General features: G+C 34.4%; 26 protein-coding genes, 1 other RNA gene, 1 pseudogene and 1 other annotated feature (1 of these 29 cut by a window edge). Of the genes and pseudogenes, 4 read left to right on the forward strand and 24 right to left on the reverse strand.

Annotated elements, in window-relative coordinates; genetic code table 11:
• Window positions 1–158: 158 nt before the first annotated feature.
• Together Ana3638_RS19565 and Ana3638_RS19570 are read right to left on the reverse strand one after the other, a co-directional pair.
• Entirely contained in the window at window positions 159–809 is a 651-nt protein-coding gene (locus tag Ana3638_RS19565) for a hypothetical protein (protein WP_161839527.1), read from the reverse strand.
• Between the two features lie 208 nt (window positions 810–1,017).
• Window positions 1,018–2,151 (reverse strand): SLC13 family permease, encoded by a 1,134-nt coding sequence (locus Ana3638_RS19570; protein WP_161839528.1) that lies wholly within the window; start codon window positions 2,149–2,151, stop codon window positions 1,018–1,020.
• Between the two features lie 327 nt (window positions 2,152–2,478).
• Between Ana3638_RS19570 and Ana3638_RS19575 the strand changes: the two genes are divergently transcribed.
• Complete coding sequence (locus tag Ana3638_RS19575) at window positions 2,479–3,048, forward strand: manganese efflux pump MntP (RefSeq protein WP_161839529.1); 570 nt, start codon at window positions 2,479–2,481, stop codon at window positions 3,046–3,048.
• Window positions 3,049–3,540: 492 nt separating this feature from the next.
• Here the strand turns inward: Ana3638_RS19575 and Ana3638_RS19580 are convergent, their stop codons facing one another.
• The 14 genes from Ana3638_RS19580 to Ana3638_RS19645 all read right to left on the reverse strand — a co-directional run bounded on the left by Ana3638_RS19580 (window position 3,541) and on the right by Ana3638_RS19645 (window position 13,366).
• Window positions 3,541–4,170: a histidine phosphatase family protein gene (locus Ana3638_RS19580; RefSeq protein ID WP_161839530.1), complete on the reverse strand. Its 630-nt coding sequence runs from the start codon at window positions 4,168–4,170 to the stop codon at window positions 3,541–3,543.
• A 23-nt stretch (window positions 4,171–4,193) separates the two neighbouring features.
• Window positions 4,194–4,673, reverse strand: a complete 480-nt coding sequence (gene rlmH, locus Ana3638_RS19585; RefSeq protein WP_161839531.1) for a 23S rRNA (pseudouridine(1915)-N(3))-methyltransferase RlmH — start codon at window positions 4,671–4,673, stop codon at window positions 4,194–4,196.
• A 146-nt stretch (window positions 4,674–4,819) separates the two neighbouring features.
• Window positions 4,820–5,368, reverse strand: coding sequence for a histidine phosphatase family protein (locus Ana3638_RS19590; protein WP_161839532.1), 549 nt, complete (start codon window positions 5,366–5,368; stop codon window positions 4,820–4,822).
• 297 nt (window positions 5,369–5,665) lie between these two features.
• Window positions 5,666–6,100, reverse strand: coding sequence for a threonine/serine exporter family protein (locus Ana3638_RS19595; protein ID WP_246240398.1), 435 nt, complete (start codon window positions 6,098–6,100; stop codon window positions 5,666–5,668).
• Window positions 6,097–6,873, reverse strand: coding sequence for a threonine/serine exporter family protein (locus Ana3638_RS19600; RefSeq protein ID WP_246240399.1), 777 nt, complete (start codon window positions 6,871–6,873; stop codon window positions 6,097–6,099). Before Ana3638_RS19600 ends, Ana3638_RS19595 begins: the two co-directional genes overlap by 4 nt.
• 321 nt (window positions 6,874–7,194) lie before the next feature.
• Window positions 7,195–7,566 (reverse strand): PH domain-containing protein, encoded by a 372-nt coding sequence (locus tag Ana3638_RS19605; protein ID WP_161839534.1) that lies wholly within the window; start codon window positions 7,564–7,566, stop codon window positions 7,195–7,197.
• Window positions 7,567–7,590: 24 nt separating this feature from the next.
• Window positions 7,591–8,352 carry a DUF4352 domain-containing protein gene (locus tag Ana3638_RS19610; RefSeq protein WP_161839535.1) on the reverse strand — a complete coding sequence of 254 codons (762 nt, stop codon included), beginning with the start codon at window positions 8,350–8,352 and terminating at the stop codon, window positions 7,591–7,593.
• Window positions 8,353–8,481: 129 nt separating this feature from the next.
• Complete coding sequence (locus tag Ana3638_RS19615; RefSeq protein WP_161839536.1) at window positions 8,482–10,050, reverse strand: sensor histidine kinase; 1,569 nt, start codon at window positions 10,048–10,050, stop codon at window positions 8,482–8,484.
• Window positions 10,047–10,724, reverse strand: a complete 678-nt coding sequence (locus tag Ana3638_RS19620; protein WP_161839537.1) for a response regulator transcription factor — start codon at window positions 10,722–10,724, stop codon at window positions 10,047–10,049. Before Ana3638_RS19620 ends, Ana3638_RS19615 begins: the two co-directional genes overlap by 4 nt.
• Before the next feature lie 174 nt (window positions 10,725–10,898).
• Entirely contained in the window at window positions 10,899–11,453 is a 555-nt protein-coding gene (locus Ana3638_RS19625; RefSeq protein ID WP_161839538.1) for a hypothetical protein, read from the reverse strand.
• Window positions 11,454–11,830: 377 nt separating this feature from the next.
• The gene (locus tag Ana3638_RS19630) at window positions 11,831–12,508 is read right to left on the reverse strand and encodes a peptidylprolyl isomerase (protein WP_161839539.1); all 678 of its coding nucleotides are present in this window, start codon (window positions 12,506–12,508) and stop codon (window positions 11,831–11,833) included.
• Window positions 12,509–12,669: 161 nt separating this feature from the next.
• Window positions 12,670–12,888 carry a hypothetical protein gene (locus Ana3638_RS19635; RefSeq protein ID WP_161839540.1) on the reverse strand — a complete coding sequence of 73 codons (219 nt, stop codon included), beginning with the start codon at window positions 12,886–12,888 and terminating at the stop codon, window positions 12,670–12,672.
• Window positions 12,889–12,950: 62 nt separating this feature from the next.
• Entirely contained in the window at window positions 12,951–13,211 is a 261-nt protein-coding gene (locus tag Ana3638_RS19640; protein WP_161839541.1) for a Gfo/Idh/MocA family protein, read from the reverse strand.
• The gene (locus Ana3638_RS19645; protein ID WP_161839542.1) at window positions 13,184–13,366 is read right to left on the reverse strand and encodes a Gfo/Idh/MocA family oxidoreductase; all 183 of its coding nucleotides are present in this window, start codon (window positions 13,364–13,366) and stop codon (window positions 13,184–13,186) included. The genes Ana3638_RS19640 and Ana3638_RS19645 overlap by 28 nt, the downstream gene beginning before the upstream one ends.
• 314 nt (window positions 13,367–13,680) lie before the next feature.
• Between Ana3638_RS19645 and ssrA the strand changes: the two genes are divergently transcribed.
• Window positions 13,681–14,027, forward strand: a transfer-messenger RNA (tmRNA) gene (gene ssrA / locus Ana3638_RS19650).
• 149 nt (window positions 14,028–14,176) lie between these two features.
• Here ssrA and Ana3638_RS19655 read toward each other — a convergent pair.
• Together Ana3638_RS19655 and Ana3638_RS19660 are read right to left on the reverse strand one after the other, a co-directional pair.
• Window positions 14,177–14,344 (reverse strand): hypothetical protein, encoded by a 168-nt coding sequence (locus Ana3638_RS19655; protein WP_161839543.1) that lies wholly within the window; start codon window positions 14,342–14,344, stop codon window positions 14,177–14,179.
• A 947-nt stretch (window positions 14,345–15,291) separates the two neighbouring features.
• The gene (locus Ana3638_RS19660; RefSeq protein WP_161839544.1) at window positions 15,292–15,531 is read right to left on the reverse strand and encodes a hypothetical protein; all 240 of its coding nucleotides are present in this window, start codon (window positions 15,529–15,531) and stop codon (window positions 15,292–15,294) included.
• Window positions 15,532–15,761: 230 nt separating this feature from the next.
• Between Ana3638_RS19660 and Ana3638_RS19665 the strand changes: the two genes are divergently transcribed.
• Both Ana3638_RS19665 and Ana3638_RS19670 read left to right on the forward strand, forming a co-directional pair.
• Window positions 15,762–16,322: a hypothetical protein gene (locus Ana3638_RS19665; RefSeq protein WP_161839545.1), complete on the forward strand. Its 561-nt coding sequence runs from the start codon at window positions 15,762–15,764 to the stop codon at window positions 16,320–16,322.
• 117 nt (window positions 16,323–16,439) lie between these two features.
• Window positions 16,440–16,769, forward strand: a complete 330-nt coding sequence (locus Ana3638_RS19670) for a hypothetical protein (RefSeq protein WP_161839546.1) — start codon at window positions 16,440–16,442, stop codon at window positions 16,767–16,769.
• A 112-nt stretch (window positions 16,770–16,881) separates the two neighbouring features.
• Here Ana3638_RS19670 and smpB read toward each other — a convergent pair.
• From smpB to Ana3638_RS19700, 6 genes and pseudogenes are all read right to left on the reverse strand, one after another.
• Window positions 16,882–17,348, reverse strand: a pseudogene (gene smpB / locus Ana3638_RS19675) (SsrA-binding protein SmpB).
• Between the two features lie 20 nt (window positions 17,349–17,368).
• The gene (gene rnr, locus Ana3638_RS19680; RefSeq protein ID WP_161839547.1) at window positions 17,369–19,510 is read right to left on the reverse strand and encodes a ribonuclease R; all 2,142 of its coding nucleotides are present in this window, start codon (window positions 19,508–19,510) and stop codon (window positions 17,369–17,371) included.
• Window positions 19,511–19,942: 432 nt separating this feature from the next.
• Window positions 19,943–21,322 carry a rubredoxin gene (gene rd, locus Ana3638_RS19685; protein ID WP_161839548.1) on the reverse strand — a complete coding sequence of 460 codons (1,380 nt, stop codon included), beginning with the start codon at window positions 21,320–21,322 and terminating at the stop codon, window positions 19,943–19,945.
• Between the two features lie 122 nt (window positions 21,323–21,444).
• Window positions 21,445–22,680: an FprA family A-type flavoprotein gene (locus tag Ana3638_RS19690; RefSeq protein ID WP_161839549.1), complete on the reverse strand. Its 1,236-nt coding sequence runs from the start codon at window positions 22,678–22,680 to the stop codon at window positions 21,445–21,447.
• A gap of 113 nt (window positions 22,681–22,793) precedes the next feature.
• The gene (locus Ana3638_RS19695; protein ID WP_161839550.1) at window positions 22,794–22,943 is read right to left on the reverse strand and encodes a hypothetical protein; all 150 of its coding nucleotides are present in this window, start codon (window positions 22,941–22,943) and stop codon (window positions 22,794–22,796) included.
• Between the two features lie 200 nt (window positions 22,944–23,143).
• Window positions 23,144–25,159 (reverse strand): methionine--tRNA ligase, encoded by a 2,016-nt coding sequence (locus Ana3638_RS19700; protein ID WP_161839551.1) that lies wholly within the window; start codon window positions 25,157–25,159, stop codon window positions 23,144–23,146.
• Between the two features lie 113 nt (window positions 25,160–25,272).
• Window positions 25,273–25,500, reverse strand: a binding site (T-box leader); it runs 18 nt beyond the window's last position.

The raw sequence follows: 25,500 nt of genomic DNA on the forward strand, positions 1-25,500 counted from the left end.
ATAAAATATTATTTATATTAATGCTTAGTATTGTACCACGTTCATGGAAAATTTCAAGAGTCTTTTTGCTTTTTTACGAAAGTCTTATGATATTTTTATCATTACAATTTATTTTTTTACATTTTACTTCCAAACATTCCGCAAGTTTACTTATGAAACTACGATTCTTCATTATCCTCAGTTTCAACATTTTCCTCTGATATATCATCTTCGGGTTTATCTTCTTCGGATTCATCTTCTTTCTCTGATTCTATATCTTCTTTACTGATTTTTATTTTGTTAATAAAGGTTTTAATGCTGCTCTCTTGTTTTACTTTAACGTCAACACCTGACATATAATTATCAACATGAATATGAACGATCGGAGCTGCATCATCATCAATTACCGGTACATTATTAGCTACGCCACTGAATTTTGTTTTTGATGAAACTTCCACTTTAACATTTTCCGGCACTATAATACTGATGCCGCTCATGGTATTCTTGCAATAAATATTTACGTCGTCTTCAATTATGGCATTGCTTAAATCCAGCTTTAATCCACTGCATATCGTATTTACTATAGCACCATTAAAAGGTTCGTTTTCAACCTTAATATCGCGCCCTTTAAATGCCAGGGAGTAGTTTACTACATTCCCTGCTTCCACTACGTCATTTTCTTCATTATACCTGTCAACAAGTCTGCCAGCTACTTTAATTGTTGCTCTTACTGCTGAATAAGCAAATATAAACTTAACCAGTTTTCTCTTTCTTCTTTTTTTACTTTTCGTTTTTACATTTTTTTTAGTATCCACTGTTTTTTTAGCCATATATGAATCTCCTTTCCTATCATTCCAGGTTACAGTGATCTACCGGCAAAATTTTCCCATTATGGATGATTCTATTCAAATCCAATAATGTATATACCAGATTACTTAGGTCTGCCCGGTTTAATCCTGAGTGAAATAAATAGCTTTTTGATATTATATGCCAATGATGAATAAAATGTATAGAACTTCCAATCACGAAAATAAAACTCTATAAATAAAATTGAAAAAGATATAACAGGATAAGCATACCTACATTGGAGACAGTAAAGACAATAAAATATTTTAAGTAATTAGGCCGGTCCGTTTTACAATATATCCTATACGATATAAGGCTGGCTAAGGAAGCGATTACGGTACCAAGTCCGCCGATGTTCGTTCCGATAATTAATTCCTGCGCTTTATCTGTGAAATTAGATAATAATACTGCTGAAGGTACATTGCTGATTATTTGGCTTAAAAGGATGGCAGACATTATTTCCCTGGTTTTTATCGTTTCCGATATTAACGTGTGAATAAAATTTATATTTCCTATATTACCTGAAAAGATAAAAAAGCAAATAAAAGTCAGAAGCAGGGAATAATCAACTTTCTTTAAAATATTTCTATCATAAAAACTTAAAAATAATAATATTAGAAGTAACGTAATACGGTAATCAATCCGGTGTATAACCGTACCAAGGCATAATGTAAATAGTATAAAATATATGAGTATGTTCTTTCCATCGACTGATTTTTTATCTTGTAGTTTATAGATTTCATTTGCCTTATTCGGAGGAATGTTAATACGTTCACCTTTTACAAATAAACAGACGAAACTGATTATAAGGAAAGAAAATATAGTTAGTGGCATTGTTATTCTTAAGAAATCCATTTCATTTACCTTATAATAGGAATATAGATATAAATTCTGTGGATTACCTACGGGAGTCAACATACTGCCGAGATTTGCCGCTATTGTTTGCATCACTATTACAAAAATTACATTTTTCTCTTTTCCCGTAAGTTTTAACATCATAACGGTAAATGGAACAAAGGTTATAAGTGCAACATCATTGGTGATCCACATAGATGTAAGAAAACACAAAAGAATCAGGGTATAACACATCCCCCGAACCGTTTTCACCTTACTTAGAAGCTTATCAGATAAAATTAGAAATACTCCGTTTTCCTGCAGCCCTGCAACCACTGCCATTAACGAAAAAAGCAAGGCAAGAACACGAAAATCAATATATTTTATATATTCTGACGATGGTTTTACAAAAAACATAGTAAAAACAGCAAATGCTGCCGAAATTATTAAAACTGCTTCCCCTTTAAACCAAAGGTATATCTTATGTACCATAATACTAGTCCTTTCTAACAAAATCCAATTAATTGTACCACTTCTATTAGATTTTTCAACCATAACCTTGATAAAATTTTCCTGCAAGTTGATTTTTCGTTTTTTTATTTTAAATAATATCTTGTTGCTAAAATAGAATTATGATATATTGGAGCTATATATGGAATTAAAAAACGTAACAGATGAAAGAGGAATACTCCAGATTTAACTTATTGTCCATAAACAAATGAATTTAGGTATAATTTATTCGTATTATTTCTAAAGATAAATATAATAATATTTAATACTGATTCTTTTAATAACTGGCTGTATTTAGGAGGTTCCTTCATGGGAATTATAACAATTATTTTTCTTGCTTTTGGAGTAGCAATGGATGCTTTTGCCGTATCTATAACAAACGGATTATGCTATGAGAAATTCAGACGGAAAGAAGCTTTTATGACCGCTATTACTTTTGGACTGTTCCAGGCCGGAATGCCCGTGATAGGATATTTCTTTGGTAGTGCTTTTTATGAAACCATCGCATTTTTGGATCACTGGATTGCTTTGTTTTTATTAGGTGCTATCGGTGCTAATATGATAGTTGAAGGAATTAAAACATACCGTAATCCGGAAGAAAATTGTAATACTGAGATATTTTCATTCAAACTTTTATTAACCCAAGGTGTTGCAACAAGTATTGATGCGCTTGCCATTGGTATCAGTTTTGCTGTTATGAGGACGAATTTAATTCTCGCCATTATTTGTATTGGTATCATTACTTTCTGTTTCAGTTTATTCGGCACATTCCTAGGTAAAAAATTTGACCGCTTCTTAAAAGAAAAAGCGGAGATATTTGGCGGCTGTATCTTAACTCTTATTGGATTACGGATTTTTATAGAACATATGTTTTTTTGATAGTAATAAAACCAGACTTGCTGATTAAAAAGGAATTTAACCTGCAAGTCCGGTTTGAATGTATCATGATTTGATTTTCTGGATTGCTTTAAATATGTTTTATTTTAATTCAATATATTTTTATATAGTCCTTATCTTCTCTATAACCTCAGCTAACATATTTTTTGACCATTTATATTGGGAATTATCTTCATACTTCCGATAGCCACATTCAATAATCATTATGGAATATAAATAGATATCATAAAGTCTGCAGCGGACTTCAGCCTCTTTGCTTACCTCGATGTCGCCATAACCCTCCCAGAATCCGGATTTGCTTCCTCTGCATTTGATCCGGCCGACGCATAATACCCAAAATACTTTCCCTCAATGTTATTCAGTTGTTTATTAAACCGACCCAATTCCTGTTCAATGGTATATTGTTCTATTTCTGACATGGAACTTTTGACAATTTGATAACTGGAACCTTCTACCTAAGTTTTCCTTTCTGTTTTACCAACTATTATGGCACTGTAATTCCGGATTAGCTTCCAAATGTGCAAAATCATTAAACCGCTGAAGATAAAACCGTTTATCTGTTTCATCATAAACTAATTCGGTAATACTGCTGTTTTCCAGGGTATAACCTAGTAATAACTTTTTACTCATATCTAACCCGGTAAGACCGGCTACCAGGGCACGGATTACCCCTCCGTGGGTTACCACTGCAATATTTTTATATCCACTATTTATAATTTCTTCTATGGTAATTACAGCCCGCTTAAATACATCACGTCCGCATTCACCGCCAGGATAAGGGATATCTTCTTCTAATTTCATCTGTTCCGCTTTAAATTCTGCAAAATGTTCCGCTATATAAGCATTGGTTTCACCCTCCAGATCACCAAAAGATATCTCAGCAATATTTTCCCTAATGTGATGCTGCCTTCGTATATACAAATTAATGACTTCCGCTGTCTGGACTGCCCTGACTAAATGACTGGAATATAAAACATCAATTTCATAAGAAGCCAGCCTCTTTCCCAATAAATCTGCCTGCAAATACCCCGCTTCCGCTAAACCGGCATCTTCATTACATAAAGTAGTGTTCTGTTTGCCATGCCTTATTAAGTATATATTCATTGTAACACCTGCGCCTTTCTTATTTACTTATGATAAGGTTCATTGGAATTAATCCGGTATGCCCGGTATATCTGCTCTAATAATATTACCCTCATCATCTGATGGGGATAAGTCATTTTTGAAAAACTAAGTTTATAGTTTACTTTTCGCAGAACCTCATCACTTAAACCTAAAGAACCCCCTATGATAAAAATGATATGGCTGCAGCTATTTACTCCCAATTTTTCAATTTTATCTGCAAGTTCCGTTGAAGAAAGCATACTGCCCTCAATCGCTAAGGCAATCGTATAAGCACCCTCTTTTAGATTCTTTAGAATCCTCTCGCCCTCAGCTTTTTTAATCTGGTTTTCCTCTGCTTCACTTGCCTCATCCGGAGTTTTTTCATCATTAACTTCAATGATTTCTAATTTACAGTAACGGCTTAACCGTTTTGTATATTCATCAATCGCTGAATTAAAATATTTTTCTTTTATTTTACCTACACTAATAACTGTGATTTTCATCTATAATCCTATTACATTCCGTCTTTTTACTTGCAATACTGTTTTATTCTTAATCCGGGAAGCCCTTTCTTTTTACAGGATCTGCCCTTGCTCACTGACGCACCCTACTTATTCTAAGCCTTGTTACAAGGTTTGGAATAGATGCATCAGTGAGCATGTTCCTCCTGTATGTATTGATATAATACACCATTTTTAACCATTCTGATTTTCTCACCGGAAAATCCGCGTTTTCTTAATTCTCTTTGAAAATTAAATAACATAAATCCATGAAATACAATTAATACATTTTCCTTAGACCAATCGATCTGGTCTAAAAATGCGTTAATTCTTTTCCTTGTACCTACAACGGTTTCCGGCTGGCTTTTGGATTTAAACAGCCATGCTAATCGGCCGCATACATGCCATACTTCAAATGGCAAACGTAATCTGTCTGAATGTATAAAGGGAGCATTATCTACTTCCCTTAATAATTTATCTATAATCAAATTACCGCTGTAAACCTCCTGCGCAGTGACAATTGCTCTTGGCAGATCACTGACATAGCAGATATCCCATTCAATCCCATACATGTCTACATGCTTTTTAATTACTTTTGATTTTTCATAACACTCTGACCACTCTCTGAATTCCTTGGATGTCATCATTTTCTTATGCGGACAGTTTACCTTAAAGTGTCTTAATAGTCCAATTCTCATGATTTACCTTCTTTAACCCGTATTTACTATTTTTTCTAAATTGTAAAATTTAAACAATTTCACATTATTTTACTCCGCTAAGTTTTCATAAGTTATATCAATTAATATTATCTTTCACCACTCAACTTAGATTATTTTAATATAAAGTTCAAAATTATTTTTCTGCACTATGCATCATACTATAATAATTTAAATTAAAAATTCCATATTACAAATATCTGAATTTAAAGCTATATAATTATTTTACCTGTATTTATAATGAATTGCAAGTTAAGAATCTTAATGCATAAATCTTCCTTAATTCTTCTGGAAGATTCGGAAGATTGTATCCATTATAAAAATAGCTAAAGCAATCATTCCGGCTAACTGCATGGTTTCACTAAAGTAAAAACCGGCTAAAGAGTTATCATTTTTAATTAAATTATAAACGATACGGTACATACCTACTCCCGGAACTAAAGGTAAAATGCCGGCAATCAAAAATAAGGTAACCGGTGTTTTCATTAATCTGGCAAAACTATGGGAAATCAGTGCAACTACCAGTGCTGCCAGAAACATACTGGCAACCGCAGAACAACCGGCCTCCATTAGGAGCAAATATACCAACCAACCTACAGCCCCTACTAAACCTGCGCGACCTAAGAACTTCTTAGGTACCCCGATTGTAATAGCCATAGAAACGACTGCAATAAATGAACCAATTACCTGTATCAATATTTGTATCAAAATCATACGGCTATTCCTCCTGCTATAAATGAGTAGAAAGCAATTCCGATACCAATCCCGGCTGCCGTGGAGGTTGCAGAAACAAAAGCTTCAATTGCTCTTGCACCGCCCGACATATAATCTCCCTGTAAAGTATCCCGAATAGCATTGGTAATTGCTACTCCAGGCAGCAAAGGCATAACGGAACCACCGATTAATGCATCCAGTTGGATTGCTAATCCTAAATTATGAAGAAAAAACATACTGTTAAATGCAATCAATATTGATGATACCAGATTTTTTATAAAAGTATTTACTCTAAGATTTTTAGAAATAATTAGAATCAGAACAATGAGTCCTCCGTTCAGTCCCGCAATAATGCTGTTTAACCAATCACCGCCTAATAATATGGTAAATGATAAAGCAGCAATCATTGTACAAAGATAATTAACGGTACTACTATACTGTTTTTTATTTTTTATATTTTTAAGGCTTTCATAAGCTTCTTCCAGTGTTATTTTCCCGTCGCATAATTTCCTGGATACATTATTTGCTTCATAAATGTGGGATATATTCGTTATCCGGTTATCCACTCTTTTTACGACTGTTATGGAATCTATGTTAGAATCCCCTAAAGTTAAAAAGATACCGGTGGGCGTAACGAATGTTTCTGTCTTTTCCAGACCGGATATTTTTAAAATTCTGCACATGGTATCTTCAACCCGATACGTTTCGGCACCTCCAAGAAGCATTATTTCTCCTGTCAGCATTGCAGTATCCACTAATAATTTATAATTCATTGCCATGACTCTCCAATCAGGGAATATTATTGAGAATATGAACGAAAAAGTTAACAAATAATTTTTATTATCTTCATACTTTACTCATATTTTAAATTTATAATTGACTTAAGAAAGTGAAATTATGCTCCACTCTCTCTCCTCCCCCATATTAATATAAATTGAGTAAGCGGTAAATGGTTAACATTTATCGCTTTTCTCTTACTCCCGTATTCTAACTATTTTCATATTGAGGTCTTTTTAAACACATCACCATAAATAGCAGGGTTCATTAAGAAAGGACAAGTCATATTATTATAATCTGACTCGTCCTTTCAATTCTTATTTAATATCATCCGTATCCACATCTGAATTATCAATATCCATGGTATGCATCGTTCTTCTCTTTCTTCTTGCCTCTTCCGAAGCATTCATGAGAAAATCCTTAATTACATTTGCATTCCTGATATGTAATAATACTAACTCCGGATGAGTTGTATCTCCAGTATAGCAAGTCACCGTTCCCAGTTTAAATATCCTCTCCATAAAGCTTTTAGTAAGTTTTACGTCCTGAACCTTATACATAAATGCATCATCGACGGTAATATTAAGAAATCCGCTGGTTATGGTAACTTTTTCATCCGATATGGTATAAGTAGTAAAACAAATTGGCAATGCAAGGAACCTTGTCCTTTTTTTCTCAATGTAAATCATCGTTTTGCTCCTCTAGAAATATTATTAATTTAAATCAATTACCGTAGTTTTATCTTCATACGTTATTGCAAGCTTCAAATCAGAAATATCCATATTTTTTGGCACATCAAACATAACTACGGCTTGTTGAGTTTTACCGGCAGCAACATCGAGATTTATATACTGAATATCATTATTTAGTAAGGTCATCATGGGGTTATAGACAGCATTTGTTTTGTCAGTCAGCTGATATTTTATACTGTTATTCTTTAAATCAAGAGTTCTGGCTTTGGTGGATGTATTTTTGATATTAAAATTAATTGCTAACAATTTATGGTCTTTCGTGGATTCTAGTGTGAAAAAATCATATTCATCCGGATAACTGGAATAAAATTTATGATTGATATACTTAATGCTGAATTTATCTTTAAAAATTTCTTTATATAAACTTGCCAGACTTACAATACTTCCATTTTGCTTATCAGCATAAAGGTCGGAGGTAGCCTGTGACACTGCTGAACTGCTTACACCAGTGTCATTACTTTTTTTATCAGATGGGTCCAGAGTCTCATCAGGTTCTGTTATTTCTCCAGTTTCTGATATATCTGCAGAATCTGTTGTATCTGCTGTATCCGTAGTCTCCTGATATATCAGTGCTTCTTCATAATTCGAATCATGTCTTAACATAGTACCTGCCATGTATTCAGCTAATACATCGCTTTCCTGGTCATTTATTTCAATTAGCTGCGCACAGCCGGTCAGCATCACTCCACAGATTGTAATTAATATTAAGAGTAGTTTCCTCACAATTTATCCTCCCGTAGAAAATCATTATAATTCACCTACATAATACCACTAATTACAAATTTGAGCAATCATAAACTTTAAATCTAAGAAAAATTTCTCATATTAATCCTATATCTGGATACGATACCTTTAATTTATTTTTGTATCCAATTCAAACCAGAATTCAACACCTGTTTCATGATTAATTACACCACACTCCTGATTTAAGGAAGACATGATTGCTTTTACTATAGAAAGACCAATGCCGCTTCCTCCATATTCCCTGGTTCTGGCTTTATCCACCTTATAAAACTTAATCCATATCTTATCAAGATCTTCTTCAGGTATATTAGCACCCGTATTAAATACGGCAACCCGTACCGCATCCTCCTTTTGTATCAGTTTTATCTCTATTATTTTAGCTCCGTCCACATGGTTTAGGGCATTACTGACATAATTCGTAACTACTTCCTCCACCATATATTCATCTGCCCATACATAGATAGGTTCTTTTTGCTCAAAATGAAGTAATACCTCTTTTTGCTGAATCAATATTTCTGCTGAATCCAGTACGGATTGAATTAAGGCAACAATATCAAAACGTTCAATATTAACCTGATTATTACCGGATTCAATCTGATTCAGGGACAATAATTTCTTAACCATTTCATTCATTTTTTTCGCTTCATCAACAATAACCTCACAGTAAAAATCCCTGCTGTCTTCGTCATCATTAATATTGTCTTTTAAACCTTCCGCATACCCCTGGATTAAAGCAATTGGGGTTTTAAGTTCGTGCGTTACATTGGATAAGAAATCTTTTCGCATCTCATCTATCTGTATCTTGTTCTGAATATCGGAAAGCAGCTCATTATTAGCACTTTTTAATTCCGATATGGTTTTTTCCAGTTTTTCCGATAACGTATTAATACTGCTGCCAAGCTCTCCTATTTCATCCTGGGATGTTACAAAATATTTTGCATCAAAATCCAGATCACTCATTCTTTTGGAAATGCCTGCAAGCTGCAGGATTGGCTTAGAGAATCTTCTGCTGATATAAAACATGACAATAGAAGCTATTACAACGGATATCATTCCAACATAAGCTAAAAATTTATTCGCCACTTCCACACTTTCCCGCATGCTCTCCAAATTCGTTCGTATAAATACAATGTTTCCTCCCTCTAAATTACCAATCAAATCCACGTAATTGGATTCGATGCGGGGATCAAAAGTCTTAAAAATATTATAATTGTTCGTACTCTTTACAAGGTCTTTTGATTTGACCTGCGGATTTACTTCACCAAAAATATAACCCTTGATCAATTGAAGTATCTGGGCATATCTTTCATTTTTTTCATTATTTTTATTATTACCGTTATCCTTATCTTCATCAAAAGGCACCCATTCAGAGCGGTCAAACCAAGCGGTGTGTGCAATAATATAGATACTGACATTACGGCTTTCTACAAATCGCTCCAGTTTTAATTTATCCTGGTTTGAGGTAGTATTCTTATCATTACTGTTTTTAAAAATGTCATTAACTTCATCGTAAGTTTTTCCCAAGGTATTAATTTTACTATGAATATAATAGTCTTCTAAAAGCGTTCTGTTTAAAAACCATAACGTAAAGATTGTCAATATTATGATAAGCGTCAGGGTAAAGGTTAATTTAAACCGTATAGAATGCCGGTTTATATTTTTCAAACGAACTTTCATGGTTCTACCTCAAATTTATACCCCATTCCCCAAATTGTTTTAATATAATCCCCTTTAGGACCCATTTTGCTTCTTAACTTTTTTACATGGGTATCAATGGTCCTTGCATCTCCAAAATAATCATAATTCCAAACGTTATTTAAGATACGTTCCCTGGATAAAGCTACTCCCTGGTTCGTAATAAAATACGTCAGCAGTTCAAATTCTTTGTAACTTAAATCTATATTAACATTGTCGATTTTAACCTGATGTGCCGCTTTGTCCAGTACAATTCCGCCAACATCAATAACATCTTCCTCCAATGCATTGGCCCTTCTTAATATTGCTTCTACGCGGGCTACTAATATTTTAGGACTAAAAGGCTTCGATATGTATTCATCTACACCTAACTCAAAGCCAAGCAATTCATCTTTCTCATCACTTTTAGCAGTCAGCATAATAATAGGTACCTTGGAATATTGCCTGATTTCACGGCAAACCTGCCATCCGTCCATCTTCGGCATCATAACGTCCAATATAATTAATGCGATTTCCTTACTTTCAAAAAAAATATCCACTGCCTGTTCGCCGTTTTCCGCTTCTAATACGTCAAAATTCTTTTTGCTTAAAAAATCTTTAACCAGTTTTCGCATTCTGCTTTCATCATCTACAACAAGTACTTTTAATTTATCCATAATATACCTCCAATCCAAACAATATGTTCGTCCTTAAGGACGGACGCCATTTCTTAACAATGTTAAAGATAATTTTATATGCAAAAGTACATTGTTAATTTAAATATGCTCGCCTTTAGCTATATTATAACAATTATTTATGAAAAAAGTATGTTTTACCATTATAATTCTTATTTATTCCAAAGTGTTCATACCATCCAGAGCTTTTTCACGTTGTATTAATTCCTGCTCTCTGTTATTTAATTCTTCTTCCCAAGTAGAATAACGGTTTACTATTTTATTTTCAAAATCAGCATACACAGATTTGTCTGTAAATACAGCAATTATTAGCATGCCCAGGATTGTAATTAATAAGAATATATTAATAATTCTCGTTTTCCTGATACGGTATTTTTGCTTTTCAGTCAAAAGTTTATATTTCTCCAAAGATAAAATATCTGCATTATAGGTTTCTTGTGCCGGTATGTATATTCCATCAATATCTTCCTCTTTCACAATACCCGAGTTTAGAATTGTCCCCTGAAGTTCCTTTAGAAAAGTATATCCAATTATGGTATGAAAGGTGCGGTTTTCAATTAATTTAATATAAAGTTTAAGTGCGGTTCTGGCATCAGTTAAATCAGCTTTGGAATGTAAGAAATGGATGGATTCATATTCCTCCTTGGCTTCATTATAATCTTTATTGGTACTAAAAAGGTATCCGCCTATTATTAAACCTTTCTCTCGCATACGAAATTCTCCTATCTTTATATAGCTTGTGCCGGATATATTTGTTTCAGTCAAAGCGGATATTCGCAATCCGCTACGCTACTTGCTCATAACCTTATGCCTGCTACGCAGGCATTTCAGTCGGAGCCCACCCTCCGACTGAAACAAGTAAGTCCCAAACCCACCGCTTACGCTTCGCTAAGAAGCGGGGGATTTACTTGTAAGGTTAAAATTTCATCCGTAGACCAATTTCCAGTAAAGATTTCTTATACCGGTCCTCAAAGAATTGCCGTTAGTGATAGTAAATATAGGCTATTTCTTCGCGATTATGAACTACGGATGATTAAAATTACGTATTATTTTTTATTAAATATATCTGTTAAAATTATTTCTAATAATTATTCTTTGTATTTAAATACATTTATTTTTTCTATAATGACATCTTTTACAGGCTTATCCTCACCATCCACTTCCACTGCTGCTACAGTATCCAAAACATCCAAGCCATCATAAACCTGTCCAAAGACTGTATGTTTTTGATAAAGCCATGGTGTTCCGCCAACTTCACTATATTTGGAAACTGCTTCTTCATTAAACTTTACACCGTATTGCTGCTCAACCTGAGTTAACATATCCTGACCGTAAGTTTGTTTTGTCTGAACAATAAAAAATTGGCTTCCATTGGTATTTGGCCCTGAATTGGCCATACACAAAGCACCTCTGTAGGGCTGCAGTTTATCAGAAAATTCATCTTCAAAATTATCTCCCCAGATACTTTCACCGCCGGCTCCGGTTCCGGTAGGATCACCGCCCTGTATCATAAAATCATTAATTACCCTATGAAATGTCAGCCCATTATAATATCCGTCTTTAGCATGTGTTGTAAAATTTTCAACAGCTTTTGGAGCAACATCATTAAAAAATTTTACAAATATTGAACCATAATCCTTAATTACTATTTCAGCAACCGTTTCTCCTTTTTTTGGTTCCGATAATTGATCTGCTTTTTTAGAACATCCTCCCAGTAAGGTAATACCGATTACCAGAATTAAAATTAATGATAGTGTTTTTTTCATATTTACCTCTTTCCGGATATTTAATTTTATTTAAATATACCTTTCTCTTTCTATGTTTTTATTTTTAAATCTTTTGATCTTTTTAATTTTATAGACTTTTAATTTCTTAATATTCAACTTACTTTTAATTTTAGCCCTTATTTTTTTAATAAGCCTCGTAATTAATCAACTTCCTGCAGGTATTTTAAACCCCAATCCTTTCTGATTCCATCCATAATCAGCCTAATATCCAGTATTCTGTAAAGGAAATGGTTCCGTTTGCTTTTCATCTGACCGGCTCTTAAGCAGCTATTTACTTCATAAGCCTGGAATTCATAACCATTAATTCGTCCCTCTTCCGAATAAGTTTCAATTTCATTACCTTTCAAATCATAAATCACAGCTTTATCAGCATTCAGAAATTTGGCACAACAATTTTTTCGTTATCACCAATGATAATGGCCTACTTACCTACTTCTGCATTAATTGCAGAACTTAACATTGCAATTACGTCAGTATCAAATTTAAATAAGATACAGTTTTGTACATCAATACCACTGTCCAAGAAAACACCGGTTGCCATTACCTGTAAAGGTAATTGTCCCATTAAATGCACAGCATAAGTGATGGGATATACCCCTGCATCTAATAATGCACCTTTGGCTAAGGAATAATTATACAAACGATTCGATTCATTCAAAGGTACGGTAAAACCAAATCCCACTTTCGAATACCAAACTTCTCTGCAAATTTCTTAGCTTTATTTACATCCCTGGATGCTACGGCAGTAAGTTCTGTATATTCCATTTGCTTTAAGGCTGCTGTGAAAGAGGCAGAAATGTTACCGGCTCCGATTATTCCCCAGTTTATAACTTTCATAGTATTCCTTTCTTTTATTTACTTCTGATTTCCAAAGTATACAACCTTTGGAAAAACACTAATATTTTATCACTAAATTCCTCAAATGAAAATCCTATCTTTATAAAAAGTTAGAATAAACGAAATTTAATTAATTTATCAACTTTATAGCATACTTTTAATAGTAAAATAAAAATTTTTTAAAAAAAACACATTTTAGACACAAATTCAGGTTATACTATATTCATGTGATTTAAGATTCGTCTGTAAACCATTTATATTCTGTTGCAAAGTATTCCTTTTCATTCAGATATAAGCAACCAAATAATTATTAAGGGGTTGTACTGGTTTCGACGGGGGTTTTGAAGTTGCGGAAGCCATTCGCGGACTAGGACCGCGTCATCAACTTAGAATTAAATTTAAACGCAGACGAAAATTTAGCGTACGCTGCCTAATGGCAGCTGTCGAACTTAAGCTTCTTGCGGCTTAAGATCTCGGCATCAAATTAGCAAGGCACTTTATCTTCAAAGCTTTGAGAGGATAAAAGAACTTATGAAGCTACTGAAGTCTAAAGCCTGTCAACCGGCGTTAGACAGAGGGAATGTTAAATGATTGACTGTAATGGGAGATGCTGCAATGAATGGGCTTTCGGACAGGGGTTCGATTCCCCTCAGCTCCACTAGATTCTTTAGTGAATATAACTGATAAAAGTGCTTTAAACCGCTTATTTTTCTGGTTTAGAGCTTTTTTTATTTACCTGATAAGACCACTCTGAAATTTTGTACCTATTTATATGATAGCTAACAGGTGATATCAGAATGGCCTTTTGTATTATTTCGTTTTTATAGCTTCTTCCTCTTCAACTTCATCGCATCGAATATTTACTACCTCTAAATTATGATCCCACAACCAGGTAGCTAACTTTTCATATGGAGCATTCAAAATTTTTTCCGTAGCTCCGTCTGTTTGTTCTAATACATAAACACTTATTTTTTTCATATCGTTTCTCCTTTAGGTTTATCATTTGAATCGTTAAAGTGTTAATCCTATTATAACTTGCTGTATCACAGAATTACATCATCAATTTTTCCTATTAATTTTTTACAGCTTTTTATTTCCAAATTCCCCATTAATTATATTTAAAGCAATTTTTTTAGCATCTGAGCTAATTGAGCCCGGTATATTCGAATATTACTCTTGTTATTCTGGATCAACATTACATCTTTTATCAAATCAAGATTTTCGCCTCTGAAAACAGTTTTATTTGCAAATATTTTCTTTAACACATCAACTGCTCCCTCGGAGATATTTTTAGGGATGACATTCTTTAATCGGGTATATGGTTTTACTCCATGTGTAAGACTTTGAAGTCAAGAACTATTTAGCGTATCAGAACTATACTGTTATCAGCGGTACGTTACATGAGCAACTTTAAATAATATTGGTTGGCATAAAATAGTCCATATTAAAACCTATATACCTTAATAATAGAATCAGATATTGTTAAAACCGGATTAAAATGATATTATTATTAACGTTATGCTCCCCAGTATAACATGTATTTTTTTAACCCTGTGCATTCTCCCTGATATGCATGGGGTTTACTTTTACAAACTTCTCAGCTGTAGGAATATGAAATGTAAAAATTATACTTACATAAATATTCACATTATATTAATGAAACATTCAAACTCTATACATATATGAACATTATAATTAAAGCATAAAAATAACAAGTTTCCGCACCTTGTTAATATAATTTTTTTTCATAAAGCCAGCAGAAAACCTGCTGGCTCCTCCTATTTTTATTCAGTACATCCACTTCAGCCAGACAGCCGCTACACCTGTTTAGCTTTTTTTATATTCAATTTCATCTTTCCGGTATCCGCTTAATTTTCCATTTAGCGGGAATACTTATGTATTAAGACTATATGGGTTTAACCTATTTAACTTCTAAATATTACTCTGGTTAGCCGGATGCCTTCCGGTAAGTCTTTCCCTTTCTGCATAGCCTGATGCGCTTTGTCAATTAGATTTTTCTTTGTATCCTCCGGGTATACGAAGTCAAAATCATAAATGTATTCTTTTTTGATATTATTAAGCGCTATATTTAAGAGGGAACCGCCATTATTGCAATACTCTCTCACTGCATCACTGATTATTTTTTTATATTCTGAATATGACATACTGTGTCCCATTAACCTCAATCCCATCTATTTTTTAGTATTGTATTAATATATGCACGAAATTAAAAAAAATGCCTATCTATAATAATTTATTTTTTATGCATGGTTAAATCGCTATTTTCATATGTTATAAAATAAGCAGGCGGCTGCGAAACTAATTAATTTCTTACTATCCTATAGTCTGTTTCGCAATAACCCAGATATTAAATCAGTATAGAAAGGATTCTATAATGGATAGAACCAATAATACTAACTCAAGTTTTTATTCTCCGGAAGATCTTCGTAATATATTGAGACAGCTTTGGAACCAGTATTCTGTATGGATCAGATTCTATATCGTAAGCCGAATGGCTGATTTAGATGATTTAGAGGTGCTAACTAACAGGCTTTTTGAAGTGCCGATTGATTTATATAATGTTTTTCGAATTTATTATGGCAATAATTCCGCGCAGGAATTTGAAAATTTATTAAGGGACCAGATAACACTTACTATACAAATAATCGATGAAATTAATACAGAACAGTCTATTGATACTACAGAATCCAATTGGAAAGCAAATGCTGACCAAATCAGTTTATTTCTTTCACAGCTAAATCCATATTGGAATATGCAGGTATTGCAGAATTTATTCTATAACCATTTGGATATGACGATCTATGAGGCACAAAAAAGAAAATACAAGCAATATGCAGCAGATGTATATGAATACAATTTTATCGAATATCATACCTTAATGATTGCGGATTATATTTGGAATGGTATCATAAATCAATTTTACTCGAATCAGTAATTCCATCACTCTTCTCAAAATCCGACATATAATATTATAGAAACAAAACCCATTTTTATCAGAAATTTGACAAATAATTTCTGATTATTTATATAAATGTTATATTGGAGGATTTGGATGGACGGAGTAAGGGAATTCGTAAATAATTCCTGCTCGGAATTAAATGTTATTATATCTGTAAGAGCAGGTGATAAAATAGGCTGCGTTTACCGGGTTGAAGAATTCTGCCTGAAAAGATTTGAATGCTTAAAAGTCTGCTTTGGCAATGAACAAAACCCGTTTATAGATGGTATAAAAGTATGCTATTGTGATTTTGGTCAATACGGTTCTACAGAGCTGGTAGTTAAAAAACATGGCTGTACTTTAGATAAATTACTCAATAAAAATTTCCGAATTATTTTTTTAAGCGCCGGCCCAACAATAGCCGTATCCGCCCATAAAATATAATATCTGCTAAACTCTACACAAAAAGATAGTCTGCTGATTTATTTATACAGAGACTATCTTTCATATCGTAATTTACAAATAAACATAAACACAAAGTCCCGGAGCTTACCTTTTAATATAAATTCTTCACTTTAAAATCTTTCTCCGCTTCTCTTCTTTGGTCTTTTTTCGCTATGTCTTCCCGTTTATCATAAAGCTTTTTACCTCGGGCTAAACCTATCTCAACTTTGACCAGACTTCCTTTTAAGTATACGGTAAGTGGTACAACCGTATAACCTTTTTGTGCCACTTTACCCATAATTTTATTAATTTCATAATGATGCAATAATAACTTTTTAATACGTAAGGATCTTTATTAAAAATGTTCCCTTTTTCGTATGGGCTGATATGCATGTTATAAATATAGACCTCCCCACCCTCGATTCGAATATAGGATTCTTTAACACTGCATTTACCCATTCGTAAAGATTTAACCTCAGTACCATGAAGTACAATACCGGCCTCAAAGGTATCTTCGATAAAATAATCAAATCTCGCCTTTTTATTATTTGCAATCATTTTAATACTTTCTTTAGACATAAATCCTCCCAAAACTTCTTTTACTGATCTTCTTCCGGCTCATCTACAAATGCAAAATCGATGGTCCGCAGCAGTTTATCGGCTGCTACTACCTCTACAAAGACCTTTTCCCCCAGTTTGTAGGTCTTTCTGGTATGCTCACCCATCATGGTATAATGCTCTTCATCATAAATGTAATAATCATCCATCATTTCCGATACGCGAACCATACCCTCAACCGTATTGGGTAATTCCACATATAAGCCCCAATTTGTTATGCCGGAGATTACACCTTCAAAAGTTTCACCAATATGATCACTCATATACTCTACTTTTTTTAATTTATCAACTTCCCGTTCCGCATCATCTGCCCGTCGTTCGGTTATACTTGCCTGCATCGCCACATCCGGCAAGATTTTATTATAATGCTTAAGACGTTTCTCATTTAAGCCCCCGCGTAAATTTTCCTTTATAATCCGATGAATCTGGAGATCCGGATATCGCCTGATAGGAGAAGTAAAATGGCAGTAATACTTGGTAGCTAATCCGAAATGACCATCACTGGTGGAAGTGTACTTCGCGCGTTTCATAGAACGCAGAGTCAGACGGCTGATTAGAGCTTCCTCCGGTGTATTATCAATTTTTAACAATAACTTCTGCAGTTCTTTGGGGTGAATCTCATCCTGTCCGATTTTAATACTGTAGCCAAAATTATTAATAAAGATGCCGAGTTGTTTAATCTTATCGGAATCCGGGTTTTCATGACTTCTGTAAACAAACGGTATCTCCTGCCAGAAGAAATCCTCTGCTACAGTTTCATTTGCTATGAGCATAAAGTCTTCTATAATTTTGGTGGCCTTATTTCTCTCATATGGTTTAATTTCAATCGGATGGCCATTTTCATCCAGACGAATTTTACTTTCCGGAAAATCAAAATCAATGGAACCTCGTTTTCGTCTCTTTTCCCGGAGTATATCCGCAAGTTCTGCCATTAATTCAAACATAGGAACAAATTCTTCGTATTGTTTTCTCTCTTCTTCATCATTATCTTCAAGAATCTTCTTCACACTGGTATATGTCATTCTTCGGTCCACCCGAAGAACGGTTTCGGCAATTTCATGTCCGACTACATTACCTTTATCATCTATATCCATAAAGCAGCTTAAGGCAAGTCGGTCCGTACCTGCATTCAGAGAACAGATTCCGTTAGACAGCTTATGAGGCAGCATGGGGATAACACGGTCAACCAAATATACACTGGTACCTCTTTTTACGGCTTCTTTATCCAATGGGGAATTTTCCGTTACATAATTGGTTACATCCGCAATATGCACGCCAAGATGATACAGGTTGTTATCTTTAGAAATTGTTATAGCATCATCCAGATCTTTAGCGTCTTCCCCATCTATGGTAACTGTCTGCAGATTCCTGATATCTTTTCTGCCTGCCATATCCCTTTCAGATATCTCATCCGGAACGGACTCTACCTGATTCATAACCCCATCAGGAAATTCCATTGGCAGATTATATGCCATAATTACTGAAATAATATCTACACCAGGATCATTCATATGGCCTAAAATTTCAATCACTTTTCCTTCAGGATTTTTATCCTGCCCGCCGTAATCCGTTATTTTAACCACTACCTTGTGGCCGTTTACAGCTCCTTTTGTGTGCTCTTTCTGAATAAAGATATCCTTGCCGAATTTTTGATTATCCGGTATAACAAAACCATAATTTTTACTCTTTTCAAATGTACCTACAATTGTGCTGCTGCTTCTTTCGAGAATTCGTATGATTTCCCCTTCTTTTCTTTTTCCGGTCCGGTCATCTTTAATACTAACCATAACCTTATCATTATGAAGTGCACCTTTGGTAGCATTCTCAGGAATAAAAATATCTTCATCTTCCCCCTCAATAATAACAAATCCAAATCCTCTTTGTGTTCCGGAAAAAACACCGGTTTTGGTATTGGCATCCGCCAATTTATATCTGCCCTGCGTGTCCTGATCAATTTTGCCATCAGCCTGCAAAGAAGTTAATACTTCTCTTAAATCTTGTTTTTCATCCCTGGGTACCTGTAAAATATTGGCTATTTCTTTGAACTTTAAAGGATGATATTCTTTGCTATTTATAAAATCTAATAATATTTTCTTTTTTTCGTCCAAAATCACTTTATCCATTTTGCCTCCATCATTTCTAAACTTCACCAGTTTTTAAGTATTACTAATCTGTTTTAAATAAGTTAAAGCCAGATCAGTTTAGATATTCAAGCCTTGTTATAATGTAGTATACCATAATTCTCCTATAATTAATACATAAATTTATATAGGCTGTTTTAATATAGTGTTTACATTTTGTTGAGACATAATTATAATTTAAATAAATTTATAATATAATTAAAAAATTATTCCCTATTATTTACGAATGCTATGTAGAAAATTAATATAATCCATAGGAGGTAGACCGGGTATTTATCAAATAGATTCTGTTCCTTATATATTAAAAAAGCATTGACATTCTTGCTTGTCAATGCTTTTTATATCCATGGGCATTCCCGTATTTCAGCTTTGAAGTTTTATCAGGAGTGTGATCAATTAAGATTTTGCATCTATTTATTTTAATTCTGCAAACCGGTCTTTTTCTTTACCGCAGACCGGGCAGACCCAATCATCCGGAAGCTCCTCAAACAGTGTTCCGGGTTCAATATCCTCATCGGGATCTCCCTTTTTCGGATCATAAATATAGCCGCAAGGGATACACATATATTTCTTCATTCCATTGTTCCGTATGTTTATCTCATCCATTAAGCGGCTTACGCTGATTCCATCTAAATCAATCCCTTCCAGGGAAATCTGATTTTCAATCGCCTGAGTGTACGGTGCAGATTTGGATACATCCCCTAATGCAATGATACCGACTATTCTATTATCTTTTATGAATAGTTTTACATATTTTAAGCTTCCATCCTCTTCAGTGATTGTATTATCACATCTGCTTTCATCGACCAGACCTATTGAAAATAACTCGATTTCGAATGCATGGAATATGGTGGCGGGCAGTATCTTCTTATAGGCAGTGTTACCATTTACCATATTGGTTCCAGCAACAGTACCCTGTTCCATGGCACTGCCCCATAGTCCGGTTACTTCGCCTTGGAACTCTGCAACATCTCCGGCCGCATATACATCCTCAACACTGGTTTTCATCTGATCATCAACCAGAATACCTCTGTTTACTTTGATTTTGTCGGAATCGATGATTTCAATATTCGGTATTACGCCAATCGAATATAGTACACTGTCACAGCTGATTAATCCATTGTCTTTTATCATAACTCCGGTAACCTCATTCCCACCGGAAAACCGTTCAATTTCGGCGTTTAAGATAACCTCTGCTCCAATTTCTTCAATTTTATTTTTCAACAATACAGAGGTCCTTTCATCCAGCTGCCGTCCCATTAAGCTTGGACAGGATTCAACAATTGTGACGATTTTGCCCTCTTTGATTAAGGACCATGCAGTTTCAATTCCCTGCACTCCACCACCTATAATCACAACATGCTTTTTATTTTCAATATATGCTTTGAAATCCTCCGCTTCCGATAGCTCACGTATGGAAAAGACACCTTTTTGCTCAGCACCGTCAAGAGAAAGCTTTCGATTGTTTGAACCTGTACAGATCAAAAGTTTATCAAACGCAATCTGCTCTCCATTTATTGTACGAACCGTATGAGCCATGGCATCAACACCTATAATTTTTGTATCAGTAAATACCTGAATATTATTTTTCTCATACCATTTATCTTTTTTTATAAGAACATCTTCACTAACTAAATTACTGTATAATTCCTTAGATAATTTTATTCTATTGTAAGGCAGTGATTTCTCCTTACCGTAAATTTTTATTGTACCCTCGGGATCCTGTTTGCGGATTGCTTTTGCAGCAGTGACAGCTGCAACGCCGCCACCGATAATAATATAATTCTTACTCATGATAATCTCCTTTCAGCCGATAACCTGGGAGTTTGGGCGACAGCACAATATGCGCAAAATGAATGGTTAAAACAATTCACTAGTGGAAAATCTTGATTTTCCATTCTCCCCTCCTGTTCCAATTAAAAAGAACTTAGGAGTAAATCCGCAATAAAGGATGCTGCATTTTCAACTTTTTCTTTGCATTCATTCGGTGAAAATCTAACCCTTACCGGGAATTCCACATCTGTCATTCCAGTAGTTTTTATAACTTTTGAAGTACTTAAAACGTTCATATTCGTTTTCAACAAATAGTCGTGAATTACTTCAATCGCTTCTCCACTCCAGCCATAGGAACCAAAGGCAGATGCTATCTTGCCCTCAAGATTAATATCAGGAAGCTCCGTTAATACCTGCTCTATGTTTCCGATCATATCTGCGTATCTGGTGGAACTTCCAAACAATACAGCATCCGCAGTCTTAATACTATTTAAGATTTCATCCTTCTCCGTCTTATCTGCATTGAAAACTTCGACCTGAATATTATATTGTTCAAAGGTATCCTTTAACATCTTAGCCATTTTCTTTGTATTGCTTTTAATCGTAGTATAAACTATAGTAGCTTTCTTACCTGACACAGTATCTGCACTCATGGATTCATACAAATCAATATATTTTTGTACATCGGATCTTAAAATGAAACCATGAGATGGTGCAATCATTCTTACATCCAGATCTTTCAGGGCATTAATTAATGTTCTTACATATCTTCGGTGCGGATGAATGATTACTTTATAATAACCGATAAAGTCCTCTGTTATATCAGCATCCGCTTTGTCATCGAAAAATCTTTCGTTCGCCACGTGCGTACTGAAGATATCACAGGGAAATAATATTTTATCCTCAACACAGAATGTAATCATAGTTTCTTCTGTATGAAGATACGGAGTTTCCTTAAACTTAAGTGTTTTTCCTCCGATATCCAGGGTATCCCCATCCTTTACAACCAGGAAGGTTCTATCGTGAAGCTTGTACATTTCCTGAAGCTCTTTTACAGCTTTCTGAGTACAAACAATAGTTGCATTGGGTGCCTGTGCTGCTAACGCACCAAGTCCTCCGGAGTGATCCGGTTCCGTGTGGTTAATTACAATATATTGAATTTCTGCCGGATTAATAAATTTCTTCAGATATTCAACGAATTCACCGCCGAATTCTATATCTACAGTATCAATCACTGTTGGCTTCTCTGTCTTTAATAAATACGCATTATAAGTAGTTCCCTTTGCCAGAATTAATCTATGAAATGGTACTTCTCGATCATCAATTTTACCTACCCAATATACATCCTTTGATAGTGTAACCTGTTCTAATGCTTTCATATGAATCCTCCTGTTAAAAACAATATTTTTTTGACAGGTCCCATTGTACATCAACTGAAATATAAAAACTGTTATTTGAATCACAAAATTAAAATAATCGTATTTTTTCAGAGTCATATAGGAAAAGAGCTTTCCATACTCATATCCAATTCTATTTCTGATAATTCCCCCGCTGCCATATTACCTCCCGGAAAGGAATAGGAAGCAAATGCACCGATTGCCAGCAAGACCAGATAAAAAAAAGCAAAAAGGGGCTGTTGCAAAATTCAAAATATAACTTCCTTGTGGGAGAATATGCTTTATATTTCGCAGATATTTTGTTGAAAGTATGTGCGAATGGCTCCAAGAAAGAGAATGGAGCCGTTTATTCGCGCGACTTGAAACAAAATGGGGGAAATATAAAGCATATTCTAGACACAAGTTTAGTAAATTGACTATTTTGCAACAGCCCCGTTTCTCAATCTTATTTTTCCAACTGGCTTATATGCTTTTTAAAAAAGTCCGTTTTGGGTTCCAAAAATTTTAATTGGTGATTTTCAAAATCATCAATTATGTCATAAATAGTTGAAAAGATATAATCCCAATTCCATAACTTTTCATTGACTCTTAAATAATCTTTAATCAATTCACACCCAAAAGGTGCAATGGGGTGTAATAATACGGCAGCCGTTTTAACAGCATGAAAGGAATCAATTAAAACCTGTTTTCTTAAACCTGCATTACCGGTCGTTTCGGCAGTCCTCATATTATTAACCCAATATTTATTCATATTTCGGATATAAGTATCCAATACATAAGTCAGGCTATGGAATTCATGGTTATACATATGCCTTTCAAAGTTAAGAATTGCTTCTTTTGATTCTATTAAAATCTTACCGCTGATTTCACCTTTTGGTATTCTGGAATCAAAATAACTTTGTGAGGTATAAAAACAGGAACGTACTAACCTGTTAAATACATTGGTTAACAGATTTCCCTCTTTTAATACAATATCTTCTCCGGATTTATCTTTTTCATCCATATAAACCTGTGGCCGGAAGCTCACACTTTTGGCAGCTAATCCAAGGCTTAAAAAATGAATCCGTAGTTGTTCCGGTGTATAAAATTCAAGTAAATCCTTGGCCATTGGCGGTTTAATCTCATTACTGCTGCTAGCTTTTTTATCCATAAATAAAATATGCCGATTGGCTATCAGATTGGGCAACGGGAGTTCTTCCATGTTTTTATTAGCCGTCCCATTTTCTTTATCAAGGGAAGTAAATAATGCCATTTCTGCTATACCATAAAAATATATATTATCCTCACCAATAAATTGATATACTAAAGCTTCTTTCGAATTCCACCAATCCATCCATGTACTGTTTTTCTTTCCCTGGGATTCCAGATATGCTCTGGTAAAAGAAATAGGCGCCCATAATGATTCCGGCCATACCCAGAAAGTCAGATTTTTTAAATCTTCTTTATCCGGTACCGGAACACCCCATTCAATATTTCCGGATAACCGGAAAGGTACTAAAGTTTTTCCGGTACGGTAGCGGATACCTTTGCTTGCCAATACATCCTTAGCCATATCTCTGTCACTTAATTTATCAAAGACAAAGGTTACGGAAGCCTTATTTTCTTCAGCTATTATAGTGTGTTTAGGCAGCAGACTATCAAACTCCGAAAGATTTTCTAACTGATCTTTTTTTACATAAATATAGGGAGGTTTTAGAAATTCTTCAATGGTATTAATTATATATTTTCTTGTATTTGTATTCTCCCTGAGATTCTTAATCCAAGCTTTTAATTGATCCTGGTATTCCCCTAATTTAAAATACCAGTTTATGACGTTTCTGACCTCCGGTGGTTTTCCGGATAATGTGCTTTTAGGATTTATTAAATCACCGGGCATATATTGGTGACCCAGAGAACATTCATCCGCATATGCTTTTTCTGACGAACAACCCTCAATGGGACATTGTCCGACTACCTGCCTTCCGTTAAGAAAAACCTGAAAATCCGGATCATAGAACTGAGGAGTTGACATTGGTATGATATCACCGTTGTTATATAATTTTTCAAAAATCTCTTTTGAAACCTCCCTGTGTATTTCGCCCGGTCTGTCAAGGGCGGAAGCTCCGTATAAATTCAAACTGATACCGTATTTGGCTAAAGTTTCTTTTTGTATATTATGGTTTTTACGGACATATTCTTCCATTGTGCCCACTGGCTTTTCCTGGCTGTTTTCCACTAATTTACGGTAACTCTCAAGTATTGGGGAACCATAACAATCTGTTCCGGATACAAAAATTACATTCTCTTCTCCGATTCTATCTCTTAAAAATCTCGCAAAGGTATCCGCATGGACAAATACCCCGCCTATATGTCCAAAATGAAGTTCCTTATTACCATAAGGCATTCCCGCCGTAATGACTGCTCTTTTTGGAAACTGTGGTCTTTCCCAGTTACTAAAATCCTTGTTTGATAAATCTTTCATATCAATCATACCTTTCTTTCGAATTGATAATAAAAATTACTATATTAGTCATTATTTAACACCTATGCCGGTTAATAAAAAGAATAAAAAAAACACCTCCTACAAAATCAATTTGTAGGGGCGATTATATTCGCGGTGCCACCCTATTTTATTAATATGTCACCATATCAATCTCATCGAGTACATGAAATACTCTAGTTCTGTAACGTGAACTTACGTCATAGCATCACTTATATTTATATAAGATCCGTATGCAGCTCCGAGGCTTGTTTCATCAAATACGCTGCTACTCCTTCTCAGCTTCCGGAGCTCTCTGTGGGCTTTGTAAAAAAGATTACTTT

Origin of the sequence: Anaerocolumna sedimenticola (genome assembly GCF_009931695.1) — a bacterium.
Classification (GTDB): domain Bacteria; phylum Bacillota; class Clostridia; order Lachnospirales; family Lachnospiraceae; genus Anaerocolumna; species Anaerocolumna sedimenticola.

Bases quoted from the DNA above. Each gene is read 5' to 3' on its own strand.
- Ana3638_RS19565 (WP_161839527.1), bottom strand. From the start codon at position 809: ATGGCTAAAAAAACAGTGGATACTAAAAAAAATGTAAAAACGAAAAGT.
- Ana3638_RS19570 (WP_161839528.1), bottom strand. From the start codon at position 2,151: ATGGTACATAAGATATACCTTTGGTTTAAAGGGGAAGCAGTTTTAATA.
- Ana3638_RS19575 (WP_161839529.1), top strand. From the start codon at position 2,479: ATGGGAATTATAACAATTATTTTTCTTGCTTTTGGAGTAGCAATGGAT.
- Ana3638_RS19580 (WP_161839530.1), bottom strand. From the start codon at position 4,170: ATGAATATATACTTAATAAGGCATGGCAAACAGAACACTACTTTATGT.
- rlmH (WP_161839531.1), bottom strand. From the start codon at position 4,673: ATGAAAATCACAGTTATTAGTGTAGGTAAAATAAAAGAAAAATATTTT.
- Ana3638_RS19590 (WP_161839532.1), bottom strand. From the start codon at position 5,368: ATGAGAATTGGACTATTAAGACACTTTAAGGTAAACTGTCCGCATAAG.
- Ana3638_RS19595 (WP_246240398.1), bottom strand. From the start codon at position 6,100: ATGATTTTGATACAAATATTGATACAGGTAATTGGTTCATTTATTGCA.
- Ana3638_RS19600 (WP_246240399.1), bottom strand. From the start codon at position 6,873: ATGAATTATAAATTATTAGTGGATACTGCAATGCTGACAGGAGAAATA.
- Ana3638_RS19605 (WP_161839534.1), bottom strand. From the start codon at position 7,566: ATGATTTACATTGAGAAAAAAAGGACAAGGTTCCTTGCATTGCCAATT.
- Ana3638_RS19615 (WP_161839536.1), bottom strand. From the start codon at position 10,050: ATGAAAGTTCGTTTGAAAAATATAAACCGGCATTCTATACGGTTTAAA.
- Ana3638_RS19620 (WP_161839537.1), bottom strand. From the start codon at position 10,724: ATGGATAAATTAAAAGTACTTGTTGTAGATGATGAAAGCAGAATGCGA.
- Ana3638_RS19625 (WP_161839538.1), bottom strand. From the start codon at position 11,453: ATGCGAGAGAAAGGTTTAATAATAGGCGGATACCTTTTTAGTACCAAT.
- Ana3638_RS19630 (WP_161839539.1), bottom strand. From the start codon at position 12,508: ATGAAAAAAACACTATCATTAATTTTAATTCTGGTAATCGGTATTACC.
- Ana3638_RS19645 (WP_161839542.1), bottom strand. From the start codon at position 13,366: ATGAAAGTTATAAACTGGGGAATAATCGGAGCCGGTAACATTTCTGCC.
- Ana3638_RS19655 (WP_161839543.1), bottom strand. From the start codon at position 14,344: ATGAAAAAAATAAGTGTTTATGTATTAGAACAAACAGACGGAGCTACG.
- Ana3638_RS19660 (WP_161839544.1), bottom strand. From the start codon at position 15,531: ATGTCATATTCAGAATATAAAAAAATAATCAGTGATGCAGTGAGAGAG.
- Ana3638_RS19665 (WP_161839545.1), top strand. From the start codon at position 15,762: ATGGATAGAACCAATAATACTAACTCAAGTTTTTATTCTCCGGAAGAT.
- Ana3638_RS19670 (WP_161839546.1), top strand. From the start codon at position 16,440: ATGGACGGAGTAAGGGAATTCGTAAATAATTCCTGCTCGGAATTAAAT.
- rnr (WP_161839547.1), bottom strand. From the start codon at position 19,510: ATGGATAAAGTGATTTTGGACGAAAAAAAGAAAATATTATTAGATTTT.
- rd (WP_161839548.1), bottom strand. From the start codon at position 21,322: ATGAGTAAGAATTATATTATTATCGGTGGCGGCGTTGCAGCTGTCACT.
- Ana3638_RS19690 (WP_161839549.1), bottom strand. From the start codon at position 22,680: ATGAAAGCATTAGAACAGGTTACACTATCAAAGGATGTATATTGGGTA.
- Ana3638_RS19700 (WP_161839551.1), bottom strand. From the start codon at position 25,159: ATGAAAGATTTATCAAACAAGGATTTTAGTAACTGGGAAAGACCACAG.